The sequence below is a fragment of the Paenibacillus sp. FSL E2-8871 genome (assembly GCF_038000345.1).
In the GTDB taxonomy this organism is placed as follows: domain Bacteria; phylum Bacillota; class Bacilli; order Paenibacillales; family Paenibacillaceae; genus Paenibacillus_AQ.
Genome location: NZ_JBBOBV010000001.1, coordinates 4,004,340 through 4,017,667, shown reverse-complemented (window position 1 = coordinate 4,017,667; position 13,328 = coordinate 4,004,340). Strand labels below are relative to the sequence as shown.

Annotated in this window: 7 protein-coding genes and 3 rRNA genes; 9 read left to right on the top strand and 1 reads right to left on the bottom strand. The window is 46.5% G+C overall.

What is annotated here, in order from left to right:
- The first annotated feature begins 30 nt into the window (after positions 1-30).
- Both NYE25_RS18400 and NYE25_RS18395 read left to right on the top strand, forming a co-directional pair.
- Entirely contained in the window at positions 31-630 is a 600-nt protein-coding gene (locus tag NYE25_RS18400) for a hypothetical protein (protein WP_341146527.1), read from the top strand.
- A complete protein-coding gene (locus NYE25_RS18395; protein ID WP_341146526.1) occupies positions 627-2,534 on the top strand; it encodes a transglycosylase domain-containing protein in 1,908 nt (635 codons plus the stop codon). The genes NYE25_RS18400 and NYE25_RS18395 overlap by 4 nt, the downstream gene beginning before the upstream one ends.
- A gap of 12 nt (positions 2,535-2,546) precedes the next feature.
- On the opposite strand, the gene NYE25_RS18390 is transcribed toward NYE25_RS18395, so the two are convergent.
- Positions 2,547-3,803, bottom strand: a complete 1,257-nt coding sequence (locus NYE25_RS18390; RefSeq protein ID WP_341146525.1) for an MFS transporter — start codon at positions 3,801-3,803, stop codon at positions 2,547-2,549.
- Between the two features lie 412 nt (positions 3,804-4,215).
- Here NYE25_RS18390 and NYE25_RS18385 point away from each other — a divergent pair.
- The 7 genes from NYE25_RS18385 (at position 4,216) to NYE25_RS18355 (ending at position 13,298) form a co-directional block, all read left to right on the top strand.
- Positions 4,216-5,773: ribosomal RNA gene (locus tag NYE25_RS18385) — 16S ribosomal RNA — on the top strand.
- A 261-nt stretch (positions 5,774-6,034) separates the two neighbouring features.
- Positions 6,035-8,963, top strand: a 23S ribosomal RNA gene (locus NYE25_RS18380).
- Positions 8,964-9,091: 128 nt separating this feature from the next.
- A 5S ribosomal RNA gene (gene rrf, locus NYE25_RS18375) occupies positions 9,092-9,208 on the top strand.
- Together the 16S, 23S and 5S rRNA genes form the textbook arrangement of a ribosomal RNA operon.
- 420 nt (positions 9,209-9,628) lie before the next feature.
- Positions 9,629-10,801, top strand: coding sequence for a GNAT family N-acetyltransferase (locus tag NYE25_RS18370; RefSeq protein WP_341146524.1), 1,173 nt, complete (start codon positions 9,629-9,631; stop codon positions 10,799-10,801).
- A gap of 387 nt (positions 10,802-11,188) precedes the next feature.
- Positions 11,189-11,650: a CtsR family transcriptional regulator gene (locus NYE25_RS18365; protein ID WP_341146523.1), complete on the top strand. Its 462-nt coding sequence runs from the start codon at positions 11,189-11,191 to the stop codon at positions 11,648-11,650.
- Between the two features lie 30 nt (positions 11,651-11,680).
- Complete coding sequence (locus tag NYE25_RS18360; protein WP_042192214.1) at positions 11,681-12,205, top strand: UvrB/UvrC motif-containing protein; 525 nt, start codon at positions 11,681-11,683, stop codon at positions 12,203-12,205.
- A 28-nt stretch (positions 12,206-12,233) separates the two neighbouring features.
- Positions 12,234-13,298 (top strand): protein arginine kinase, encoded by a 1,065-nt coding sequence (locus NYE25_RS18355; protein ID WP_042192210.1) that lies wholly within the window; start codon positions 12,234-12,236, stop codon positions 13,296-13,298.
- Positions 13,299-13,328: the final 30 nt, after the last annotated feature.

Genomic DNA, 13,328 nt, shown 5'->3' with positions numbered 1-13,328 from the left:
TATCCTTGTGAGCACAAGGAGGGAATGACTATGCACAAACTTCGGACGGTTCGCATCCATTATCTTTATATTTTTATAGGGAGTGCTCTTTTGAGTGCTGCCTTTCTTTTTGCTGTCCAGCGGGCTGTTGCTTTGCTGTATTCTCATTATTCGGGGAAGTCAGGCGTCTTTTTTGTTCGTCTTATCCATTGGACCATTAATCATATTGGAACAATCCCTAGCGTCATAATTCTATTTGTTCTATTCTTCAGTGGGTTGTTTATTCTCCGTTCACAGAAAATTGCCGATGATTTGCACACGGTACTGATTGGAAGCTCAGAGTTAGCAGACAAGGGAGTAACAAAAGAAATCAAGGTTCTCTCTGGAGGAGAATTAGGCCAAATCGCCGCTAACCTGAATCGCATGCAAAGAATTGAAGTTCCGAATAGAGGCGTAGCAACAGAAACGATGCAGGACACACCAGCTGTAGCTTTATTGATAAGAACTCGGGCAATTCTCCGTGCTCTCCGTGAGGTAGAGGAGGCTGACAACACGGATGATGGGATGGAAGCCCAAGCACTTCTTGAAGCAGCGAGTGTTGAAGCCCGTAGTATGGAGCGGTTCTTAGAGAACCTGATTATAGAATCATGAATGCCGTTACCGAAAAAAAACAAAGTGTAGCCCATTCAGGCAAGGATGGCAGATGGATCGTGCGTACCCGGATACTCCGTCTGGGATATTTATTATTTGATGGGAGTATCATTGGAATAATAATAGCGCTCGTGGGTTTGCTTTACGTATTTCAATACGGCGGGCAAGTGGTTAAACAGCAAGAGGATAAACTTCAGCTGCCGGAATCGAGCATCATTAAGACCTCGGACGGGACGACATTACGAATGATCCCTTTACCGGGCTCGGGGTATAGACATTCAGCGGAGCTGGAGGAAATGCCTGCATTATTGATAAATACGTTTTTAGCGGTGGAGGACCGACGCTTTTATAGCCACCAGGGATTAGATTATAAAGGGATTTCTCGCGCTTTTCTAAATAATATTGTGGATATGGATCTCTCTGAGGGCGGGAGTAGTATTACTCAGCAGCTAGCTCGCAATCTTTATTTGAACAGGAACAAGAATGTCATACGTAAGCTAAACGAAGCATCCATTGCTCTTGCATTGGAGAGGCAGTTATCAAAACGAGAGATTTTAGGGCTTTACCTCAATCAGATTTACATGGGGCGTGGACAATATGGAGTAAAGGCAGCTGCGGAGCGTTACTTCGGCGTATCCAATTTGAAAAAACTAGAAATATGGCAAATCGCCACCTTGGCGGGAATCCCTAAAGGACCGTCTATTTATAATCCGGTAGACAATAGTACATTATCCAAAACAAGAAGGAATCTCGTTCTACAGATTATGTTAGATCAAGGACTGATTACTAAAGAACAAATGCTTGAGGCCAGAGATAAAAAGTATCAACCTCCCGCTGCGAACAAAGTAGAAGTCATTGGTGTGCATTATGTGGACGCTACGCTTAAGGAAGCGGCTCAGATCACTGGGAAGTCTGTGGAGGAGCTTCGAACGGGTGGCTATACTATCGTTACAGGGTTGAACATTAAAGCACAGCAGGCGCTAGAGCAGGCTTTTCTAAAGGGTTCTTCTTTCCCGCCTGACGGAAAAGATCAGCAGGTAGAAGCAGCTATGACCATAATGGATCATCGTACAGGTGAAGTGGTGGCACTAATTGGTGGGCGTGAACAAAATGAGGGGAGCTTGAACAGAGCTACAATTGATGCGCGGCAGCCAGGCTCCAGCTTCAAGCCGATCATTGATTATGGACCCGCGCTAGAGAGCGGGAAGTTTAGCCCGAATAGCATACTTTCTGATCGCAAATACGCTTATGGAAACTATGTACCTGAGAATTTGAACGGTGTGTATCAAGGTCAAATCACAATGAGTAGAGCGCTGCAAAAATCCGTGAATGCGCCAGCTGTTTGGCTTTTGAAGCAGGTTGGAATCTCTTCTGCACAGCAATTTGCAGCCAAATTAGGAATTGTACTGACAGAGGAGGATAACCATTTATCAATAGCTTTAGGAGGGCTTCATAATGGGGTATCTCCACTTAAAATGACACAAGCCTATGGTGTCTTTGCTAATGGAGGTAAATTCAATGAGGCTCATATGGTACGAACGATAATGGATTCAAAAGGGGAGGTTGTGTATTCACATCTCTCCGAATCACGGCAGGTAATATCGCAACGAACCGCAGAGGCAATGACGATGATGCTACGTAATGTTGTCAATGAAGGAACGGGCAAAAAAGCGCAAATGAACAGGCCTGTAGCGGGGAAAACCGGAACAACCCAATTGGATCTGCCAGGCGTAAGCAAGAAAGCTAACCGGGATTTGTGGTTTGTTGGTTATACTTCGGAATGGACAGCTGCAGTGTGGATGGGGTTTGATCGTACAAATAAGGATAATTATATGACAGAGGGCAGCGGGAAGGCTGCCGCTCTATTTTCTACAGTCATGAGTAAGGCGTTAAGTGGTTACTGATGTTACTGATGTTTATTGAGCGGCCCATTCTTCTAGTTTCTCGTCTCTAGGAAGCAGGAGAGCAAGGAAACCCAAAAGAGGTAGGAATCCACAAGCTATAAACACTTTTGAAATTCCAATGCTGTCAATCAGATTGCCGAGTACCAAGGAGCCAATTCCTCCGAGCCCAAAAGCAAGACCAGTGATTAACCCTGAAACTGTTCCGATATTGCCTGGATAAAGCATCTGAGCATAGATTACAGTAACAGAGAAGCTGGACAAAAGGATGAAGCCGCCAATCAGCAGGAGTATAGCTGCCCACATTTGGTTCAAGAAGGGTAGAGCCAGTGCGAAGGGCACTGTTCCGACCATAGAGAGAAGAATGAGATTACGCCGTCCGAAGCGGTCTGCCAGTGGGCCTCCAAAGAATGTACCGACAGCTCCAGCTGCCAGATACATAAAAATATAGATTTGGGCCTTATCAAGCGTCATTTGATATTTGTCCATTAAATAGAAAGCGTAGTAACTACCGATAGAAGCGCCGTACCAAGATCTAACAAAGACTAGGAAAACGAGGATGATTGTTGCCGTTCGAATACTTTTGCGTCGGGCAGGATCGATTGCACGAGCTGTTGATTTTTTATGAAACGTATATCCCGCATCCAGCATCTCTCGATACCAGCGAGCGACATAGGTCTGTACGGCAATTCCGGCAGCCGCAACGATAGTGAAGCCAAGAGCGCCGATCTGCCCAAAGGGAATGAATATCCATTTCGTGAGCATTGGTCCTAAAGATTGTCCGGCATTGCCGCCGACTTGAAAAATAGATTGCGAAAGACCTTTCCGCTGACCGGCAGCCATATGAGCAACACGCATGCCTTCGGGATGAAAGGTAGCAGATCCGAAACCGATCAGCATGACGGAAAACAATACAAGAATATAGTTGCTGGCATAAGCCAATAAAAGTACGCCTAGAAATGTGCTGCACATACCCAGTGGTAACAATATAGGACGAGGCTTACGATCAGCCGCATACCCAATGACTGGTTGGATAACGGAGGACGTCATGTTTAAGGCAAAGGAGATCCACCCAATCTGAGCGAAGGAGAGCATCAAGTTATCTTTGAGAATAGGAAAGATTGCAGGGATGACTGCCTGAATAGAATCGTTAAATAAATGAACAAAGCTGACAGCCAGCAAAATCTTATAGATTGTTGCTTGCTGCAGATTACGCTGCTCCTTGTCCTTGGTGTTTGTTTGGGTCGCAGCACTAGATGGATTTTTTTTCATTTAGACTCCTCTCATACGTATTATTAGAAGTTAATATATGGGATTACGATAAATTCTATTTAGCCATAAATTAAGGATTATTGGAAACAATTTGTGTTGGTTTGTGCTAGTTTGAAAGTATTTATTCGTAGATTATTTTTATTTCAAAAAAAGCTTGCAAACATAAGAACAGCATGGTATATTATCTCTTGTGCTTATGACGCATCGAACAAATGAAACACAAACGATGAAAAAATAAGTTGACAAGAAATATGACAACATGATATACTCTAATTCCTGTGCAAGAGACAGTCGATGTCGAAATGCTGGGAGCAAGTTCTTTGAAAACTGAACAAATGGAACGCGTTAATTTTTAAAAGATTCATTTAATGAATCGTCAGTTTCAAAATGAGCATATCGCTCTTTTCAATACTAATTGGAGAGTTTGATCCTGGCTCAGGACGAACGCTGGCGGCGTGCCTAATACATGCAAGTCGAGCGGAGTTATTTTGAAAGCTTGCTTTCAAAATAACTTAGCGGCGGACGGGTGAGTAACACGTAGGCAACCTGCCCCTTAGACTGGGATAACTACCGGAAACGGTAGCTAATACCGGATAATTTCTTTTTTCTCCTGAAGGAAGAATGAAAGACGGAGCAATCTGTCACTGAGGGATGGGCCTGCGGCGCATTAGCTAGTTGGTGGGGTAACGGCCCACCAAGGCGACGATGCGTAGCCGACCTGAGAGGGTGAACGGCCACACTGGGACTGAGACACGGCCCAGACTCCTACGGGAGGCAGCAGTAGGGAATCTTCCGCAATGGACGAAAGTCTGACGGAGCAACGCCGCGTGAGTGATGAAGGTTTTCGGATCGTAAAGCTCTGTTGCCAGGGAAGAACGTCCGGTAGAGTAACTGCTATCGGAGTGACGGTACCTGAGAAGAAAGCCCCGGCTAACTACGTGCCAGCAGCCGCGGTAATACGTAGGGGGCAAGCGTTGTCCGGAATTATTGGGCGTAAAGCGCGCGCAGGCGGTCATTTAAGTCTGGTGTTTAAACCTTGGGCTCAACCTGAGGTCGCACTGGAAACTGGGTGACTTGAGTACAGAAGAGGAAAGTGGAATTCCACGTGTAGCGGTGAAATGCGTAGATATGTGGAGGAACACCAGTGGCGAAGGCGACTTTCTGGGCTGTAACTGACGCTGAGGCGCGAAAGCGTGGGGAGCAAACAGGATTAGATACCCTGGTAGTCCACGCCGTAAACGATGAGTGCTAGGTGTTAGGGGTTTCGATACCCTTGGTGCCGAAGTTAACACAGTAAGCACTCCGCCTGGGGAGTACGGTCGCAAGACTGAAACTCAAAGGAATTGACGGGGACCCGCACAAGCAGTGGAGTATGTGGTTTAATTCGAAGCAACGCGAAGAACCTTACCAGGTCTTGACATCCCTCTGAATCCACTAGAGATAGTGGCGGCCTTCGGGACAGAGGAGACAGGTGGTGCATGGTTGTCGTCAGCTCGTGTCGTGAGATGTTGGGTTAAGTCCCGCAACGAGCGCAACCCTTAACTTTAGTTGCCAGCAGGTTAAGCTGGGCACTCTAGAGTGACTGCCGGTGACAAACCGGAGGAAGGTGGGGATGACGTCAAATCATCATGCCCCTTATGACCTGGGCTACACACGTACTACAATGGCCGGTACAACGGGAAGCGAAACCGCGAGGTGAAGCCAATCCCATCAAAGCCGGTCTCAGTTCGGATTGCAGGCTGCAACTCGCCTGCATGAAGTCGGAATTGCTAGTAATCGCGGATCAGCATGCCGCGGTGAATACGTTCCCGGGTCTTGTACACACCGCCCGTCACACCACGAGAGTTTACAACACCCGAAGTCGGTGGGGTAACCCGCAAGGGAGCCAGCCGCCGAAGGTGGGGTAGATGATTGGGGTGAAGTCGTAACAAGGTAGCCGTATCGGAAGGTGCGGCTGGATCACCTCCTTTCTATGGAGAATCGTCTTCTGCAATGAAGACATTCAAATCGGAAGTTAAACTTCCAAATCTCAGGTTTAGGCCTGTTACTCACTCGTTGCTCAGTTTTGAGAGTTTAAGCTCTCAGTAAGACTTGATCCTTGAAAACTGGATACCGAAACGAATTTGCGTTTTAGAACATCTTTTAGCAACTTGTGCAAACAAGTAAATGTTATTAGTGAGATGATTCCAAAGAGAATGTCATTGTATGATATTTTCCTGCGGAAAAATCAAGGTTAAGCTAATAAGAGCACACGGAGGATGCCTAGGCGCCAGGAGCCGACGAAGGACGTGGCGAACAACGAAACTGCCTCGGGGAGCTGTAAGCAAGCTTTGATCCGGGGGTGTCCGAATGGGGAAACCCAGCTGTGGTAATTCGCAGTTACTCATCTCTGAACACATAGGAGATGTAGAGGCAGACCAGGGGAACTGAAACATCTAAGTACCCTGAGGAAGAGAAAACAATAGTGATTCCGTCAGTAGCGGCGAGCGAACGCGGAACAGCCTAAACCTAAGAGCTTGCTCTTAGGGGTTGTGGGACGTCTCACATGGAGTTACAAAGGAATATGGTAGGCGAAGAGGTCTGGAAAGGCCCGCGATAGAGGTAAAAGCCCTGTAACCTAAACTGTGTTCTCTCCGAGACGGATCCCGAGTAGTGCGGGGCACGTGAAACCCCGTATGAATCCAGCAGGACCATCTGCTAAGGCTAAATACTACCTGGCGACCGATAGTGAAACAGTACCGTGAGGGAAAGGTGAAAAGCACCCCGGAAGGGGAGTGAAATAGAACCTGAAACCGTGTGCTTACAAAAAGTCAGAGCCCTATTAATGGGTGATGGCGTGCCTTTTGTAGAATGAACCGGCGAGTTACGTTTAACATGCAAGGTTAAGTCGAGAAGACGGAGCCGCAGCGAAAGCGAGTCTGAATAGGGCGAATGAGTATGTGGACGTAGACCCGAAACCGTGTGATCTACCCCTGTCCAGGGTGAAGGTGCGGTAACACGCACTGGAGGCCCGAACCCACGCATGTTGAAAAATGCGGGGATGAGGTGGGGGTAGCGGAGAAATTCCAATCGAACTCGGAGATAGCTGGTTCTCCCCGAAATAGCTTTAGGGCTAGCCTCGGTATAAGAGTAGTGGAGGTAGAGCACTGATTGGGTGCGGGGTCCGCAAGGATTACCAAGCTCAGTCAAACTCCGAATGCCATATACTTATTGCCGGGAGTCAGACAGTGAGTGCTAAGATCCATTGTCAAAAGGGAAACAGCCCAGACCATCAGCTAAGGTCCCCAAGTGTGTGTTAAGTGGGAAAGGATGTGGAGTTGCACAGACAACCAGGATGTTGGCTTAGAAGCAGCCACCATTGAAAGAGTGCGTAATAGCTCACTGGTCGAGTGACTCTGCGCCGAAAATGTAACGGGGCTAAACACACCACCGAAGCTATGGCTAGATACGTATGTATCTGGGGTAGGGGAGCGTTGTATGTGGGTTGAAGGTGTACCGTAAGGAGCGCTGGACAGCATACAAGTGAGAATGCCGGTATGAGTAACGAAAAGATCAGTGAGAATCTGATCCGCCGAAAGCCCAAGGTTTCCTGAGGAAGGCTCGTCCGCTCAGGGTAAGTCGGGACCTAAGGCGAGGCCGAAAGGCGTAGTCGAAGGACAACAGTTTGAAATTACTGTACCACCGTAATCCGCTATGAGCGATGGGGTGACGCAGGAGGGTAGTGACGCGGACTGATGGATATGTCCGTCTAAGCAGTGAGGCTGATGTGTAGGCAAATCCGCACATCATTAAGGCTGGGCTGTGATGGGGAGCGAAAATTACAGTAGCGAAGGTCATGATCTCACACTGCCAAGAAAAGCCTCTAGCCAGGAGAAGGTGCCCGTACCGCAAACCGACACAGGTAGGCGAGAAGAGAATTCTAAGGCGCGCGGAAGAACTCTCGTTAAGGAACTCGGCAAAATGACCCCGTAACTTCGGGAGAAGGGGTGCCCCGGTAGTGTGAATAGCACGAGGGGGCCGCAGTGAAAAGGCCCAAGCGACTGTTTAGCAAAAACACAGGTCTGTGCGAAGCCGCAAGGCGAAGTATACGGGCTGACGCCTGCCCGGTGCTGGAAGGTTAAGGGGAGTGGTTAGGGGTAACCCGAAGCTATGAACCGAAGCCCCAGTAAACGGCGGCCGTAACTATAACGGTCCTAAGGTAGCGAAATTCCTTGTCAGGTAAATTCTGACCCGCACGAATGGCGTAACGACTTGGGCGCTGTCTCAACGAGAGATCCGGTGAAATTTTAATACCTGTGAAGATGCAGGTTACCCGCGACAAGACGGAAAGACCCCATGGAGCTTTACTGCAGCTTGATATTGAATTTGGGTACGATCTGTACAGGATAGGTGGGAGCCGTAGAAATCGGAGCGCAAGCTTCGGTGGAGGCGCCGTTGGGATACCACCCTGATCGTATCTAGGTTCTAACCTAGTACCCTAATCGGGTACGGGGACCGTGTCAGGCGGGCAGTTTGACTGGGGCGGTCGCCTCCTAAAGAGTAACGGAGGCGTTCCAAGGTTCCCTCAGAATGGTTGGAAATCATTCGAAGAGTGCAAAGGCATAAGGGAGCTTGACTGCGAGACCTACAAGTCGAGCAGGGACGAAAGTCGGACTTAGTGATCCGGTGGTACCGCATGGAAGGGCCATCGCTCAACGGATAAAAGCTACCCTGGGGATAACAGGCTTATCTCCCCCAAGAGTCCACATCGACGGGGAGGTTTGGCACCTCGATGTCGGCTCATCGCATCCTGGGGCTGAAGTAGGTCCCAAGGGTTGGGCTGTTCGCCCATTAAAGCGGTACGCGAGCTGGGTTCAGAACGTCGTGAGACAGTTCGGTCCCTATCTGTCGTGGGCGCAGGAAATTTGAGAGGAGCTGTCCTTAGTACGAGAGGACCGGGATGGACGTACCGCTGGTGCACCAGTTGTTTCGCCAGAAGCATGGCTGGGTAGCTACGTACGGACGGGATAAGCGCTGAAAGCATCTAAGCGTGAAGCCCCCCTCAAGATGAGATTTCCCAATTAGTAAGACCCCTTGAAGACGACGAGGTAGATAGGTTGGAGGTGGAAGTGCAGTAATGCATGGAGCTGACCAATACTAATCGGTCGAGGGCTTATCCTATACTTAGAACGCAAATTCAATTCGGATTCAGTTTTCAGGCATCAAGCCTGTAACACGCTAAGAAATTCATTCTCACTTCTGGTGATGAACGAAATTTCACGCGGCAGCGTCTGTTTCACAGACGCATGTTTGGTGGCGATAGCGGAGGGGTTCCACGCGTACCCATCCCGAACACGACCGTTAAGCCCTCCAGCGCCGATGGTACTTGGACCGAAGGGTCCTGGGAGAGTAGGACGTTGCCAAGCACAATTAGACCACTGTTGAGTAATCGACAGTGGCTTTTTTGCGTTTATTATATACTGTGGAAAACTTGTGGATAAACTTTTGGATTTGCAGAAAAGTTACGCACATGTGGATAGATGATTGAAAGAGAAATAATCCCTAAATAGTGTGGATTAAATACATATTTATATGGATCTGTCAACAGAAAACCTAAGTAGTACACGGGTTGCTGTGGATATAACCGGGATTATGTGGATAGAGCTATTGATAAGTGGATAACTATTTTAACTTGGATGTGACAAGATTTCAAGACTATTTTTAAAACTGCATAGAGCTGTGGATAACTAAAAATAAAGTTATAAATAATGCAATAGATTAGCGCACAATTGACGCTCTTGTTATACTTATCCTAAAAGTAATTTTATAAAGGATGAGGTGAGTTTGTGGTAATAAGACAGTTACGTTCAGAAGAATTCGATGCAAGCATGAACTTGTCAGAATATGCTTTTCAGTACAAGCTTCCTAGTGAAAAAAGGGCAAGTGCTAAAGAAAGATTTAAGGCTGAACAGGTATGGGGTGCTTTTGAGGACGGAACATTGGAAGCTAAATTGACGATTATACCTTTCCAAGTCTACATACAGGGCAGAGTGGTACCTATGGGTGGTATAGCAGGAGTGGCTACATGGCCAGAGAACCGCAGACAAGGACATGTGGCAAATCTATTGTCTCATGCGCTGCATACGATGAATGAGGCAGGTCAAACGCTCTCTTTTCTACACCCGTTCTTGATTCCGTTTTATCGTAAATTTGGCTGGGAGGTTTATTGTGAATATAAGAAATACTCTATTCCAGTAGCGAAGTTTCCCAAAAAGGTCGAAGTTGAGGGCAAGGTTAAACGGGATATAAAAGATATCGAAGTATTAGATAGCCTATACAATCGATTCGCTGTCAGATATAACGGGACACTTAAGCGCGATTTGGACTGGTGGGAGAACTCTGTTCTAGATGATGAAGGAAAGAGTGCAGTATTTTACTCCAAGAGTGGTGAACCAGAGGGATATGTGCTGTATAAGGTAGAGAACAGAGAACTGGTTATTGATGAATTTGTTTTTTTGAATGAACAAGCTCGGCAGGGGCTGTGGACATTTCTTGCGAACCATGATTCGATGGTGACCGGTGCATCCTTAAAGCTAGTGCCTTCGGATGACATGTTACCTTTCTTGCTGCCAGATCCACGTATAGGACAAGAGAATTATCCTTATTTTATGGGGCGGATTGTTAATGCCAAGTCATTCATTGAAACTTACGCCTTCAGAGGAAATAGTAGTCAAAAGAAGCAGCTAATATATATCGAAGATAAGTATGCACCTTGGAATGATGGGTTATGGGCATGGAATATCTCTAATGAGGGCTCGGCTACTTTGATACGAGTGGAAGGGGAACGGGCGGAAGCAGACTTGAGCTGTGATATAGGCATTTTGACGGCCTTGATGCTTGGATACAAACGACCAACAGAGATGGCTCGTTATGGAAGTGTCTCTGGCCACGCAGCAGCACTGGAATGGTTTGAAGAAATTATTCCACAAGCACAGACAGCTTTATTTGATCATTTTTAAAAATATAAGAAAGTATAAGTTTCACGCTATACATTATCCTTATATTTCTCGCATAAACGCTTATCGTCCTAATAAGGACAACGAAGACGTTTATACTTGACAAAAATTAGGCTCTCCCCTTCGAAAGAAGTTGGGAGAGTTCTTTATTTCCGAATACATTCGCTGAAAAAAGTGAAAAATAAGAGAATCCACTTGGAATTAGCACAGAATATGTTATAATATTAAAAAGTCAAAGAAAGTCAAAGTCAACGAAGCATAATGACAGCGATCCGATCCTCTGAACACGTGGGATTATCCACAAATGTTTAAGTTCAATTAAAGACCATTGTCATTATGAATGCAAGTTGCAATCGGTATTATAAAGATTTAAGCACTGGAGGATGAGTGATGCGCAATATCTCTGATATTATCGAACAATATCTGAAGAATATTTTGCATGAAAGTCCCGAAGGTACGGTGGAAATCCAGCGAAATGACCTGGCGGACCAGTTCTCATGCGTACCGTCACAGATCAATTATGTCATCAGTACACGCTTTACTCTGGAAAAAGGTTATGTGGTGGAAAGTAAGCGTGGTGGCGGGGGATATATTCGTATTCAACGTTTTGAATTACCACCAACCGTGGCACTGCATGCCCATTTAAACCATACTATAGGTGGCGGGATTGATCAGAACGCTGCTGAAGGGCTGATTTATCAGCTGGAGGAAGCTGGTTTTCTAAGTAAGCGTGAAGCGTGCCTTATGCGCGCTGCTGTTTCTCGGGAATGCCTAACGGTTAAGATTCCATACCGGGATGAGATTCGTGCCAAGATTATGAAGGCGATGTTAATCTCTTTGTTAGGCAAATAATTGTCAACCATAAGGGAGGGGCTTTCGCTTATGCAATGCCAGGAATGTGGCGTCAAGCCGGCAACACTCCACTTCACTAAGATCGTGAATGGAGAGAAGACGGAGTTTCATATCTGCGAGAGCTGTGCACGGGAGAAGGGTGAACTCATTCCCGGAACGGCTGGAGGATTCTCCATCCACAGTCTGCTCTCAGGTCTGCTTGATCTTGAAGGTGCCGGCAAGGAGAAGTCGGCTGCAACGAAGACAACGCAGAGTCTGCAATGTGAGAATTGTGGGATGACGTACTCCCAGTTTAGTAAATTAGGCCGTTTTGGCTGTAGCTCCTGTTATGAATATTTTAACAGCGCACTGGACCCGCTTTTTAAGCGAGTGCACGGCAGTACTTCACATGTAGGTAAGATTCCGAAACGTGCAGGAGCTCAGATTGTGTTTAGACGCCAAATTGATGAACTCAAGCAGGAATTACAGCAAAGTATTACACAAGAAGAATTCGAGAAAGCAGCGGAGCTGCGAGATCAGATTCGTAAACTTGAAAAAGAAATAGCACAAGAGTAAAGTCTTTGATATATAGGGGGGATATGACATGTCAAGTCTCCGATTTACTGAACAAGCGCTTAGTGATTGGATGCGTTCTGGAGGTAGTCATTCTGAGATTGTAATTAGCAGTCGTATGCGTATTGCCCGTAATCTAGAGCATCTTCCGTTCCCAATGCTGGCTTCCTTAGAGCAATCGGAAGAAGTATTAGAGCTACTGGCTCCTGTGTTTCATGAGGAAGCAGCTGCAGATTTCGGATCTTTTCAACTCCTAAAGCTTGATGAAGTGAATGAACTGGACAAAAAGGTACTGGTTGAGAAGCATCTAATCAGTCCTAACTTGGCTAATGATTCGCGCAGTGCGGCTGTCTTATTAAATGAAGATGAGTCGGTCAGCATCATGATTAACGAAGAGGACCATCTGCGAATCCAGTGTCTGTTTCCTGGTCTTCAGGTTAGAGAAGCATGGGATCGTGCGACGGCGATCGATGATATATTCGAGGCAGCTGTCAATTACGCTTTTGATGATAAAAGAGGATATTTGACTAGTTGTCCCACCAATGTTGGTACTGGGCTTCGTGCCTCGGTAATGCTGCATCTACCAGCGCTTGTAATGACTCATCAGATCAATCGCATATTGTCTGCAGTGAACCAAGTGGGATTGACTGTAAGAGGAATTTACGGTGAGGGTAGCGAAGCAGTAGGGAACATCTTTCAAATTTCTAATCAGATCACTCTCGGTCAAACGGAAAGTGAAATTATAGAGAACCTTCACAGTGTAGTTACCCAGATTATTGAGCATGAGCGAAATGCACGTGAACGGTTGCTTGTTGATTCCGCCTTGAGAATAACAGACCGAGTGAAGCGTTCTTACGGAATTTTATGTTATGCAGCTCTTATGGAGCTTAAAGAATCTGCTCAACGCCTATCTGATGTGAGACTTGGGGTTGACCTTGGTATTCTGGAAGGTCTTTCGATTTCAGTGCTTAATGAACTTAACGTTAAGACACAGCCAGGATTTCTGCAAAAGATGTTCGGCGATGAGCTGAACGCTACTGAACGAGATATGTATCGGGCAAAACTGCTCCGAGAAACACTGGGAACACAACATTAATATAGATATTTATTATTCATGGAGGTGCAG

Coding starts and splice junctions, on each gene's coding strand:
- NYE25_RS18400 (WP_341146527.1), top strand. CDS start 31: ATGCACAAACTTCGGACGGTTCGCATCCATTATCTTTATATTTTTATA.
- NYE25_RS18395 (WP_341146526.1), top strand. CDS start 627: ATGAATGCCGTTACCGAAAAAAAACAAAGTGTAGCCCATTCAGGCAAG.
- NYE25_RS18390 (WP_341146525.1), bottom strand. CDS start 3,803: ATGAAAAAAAATCCATCTAGTGCTGCGACCCAAACAAACACCAAGGAC.
- NYE25_RS18365 (WP_341146523.1), top strand. CDS start 11,189: ATGCGCAATATCTCTGATATTATCGAACAATATCTGAAGAATATTTTG.
- NYE25_RS18360 (WP_042192214.1), top strand. CDS start 11,681: ATGCAATGCCAGGAATGTGGCGTCAAGCCGGCAACACTCCACTTCACT.
- NYE25_RS18355 (WP_042192210.1), top strand. CDS start 12,234: ATGTCAAGTCTCCGATTTACTGAACAAGCGCTTAGTGATTGGATGCGT.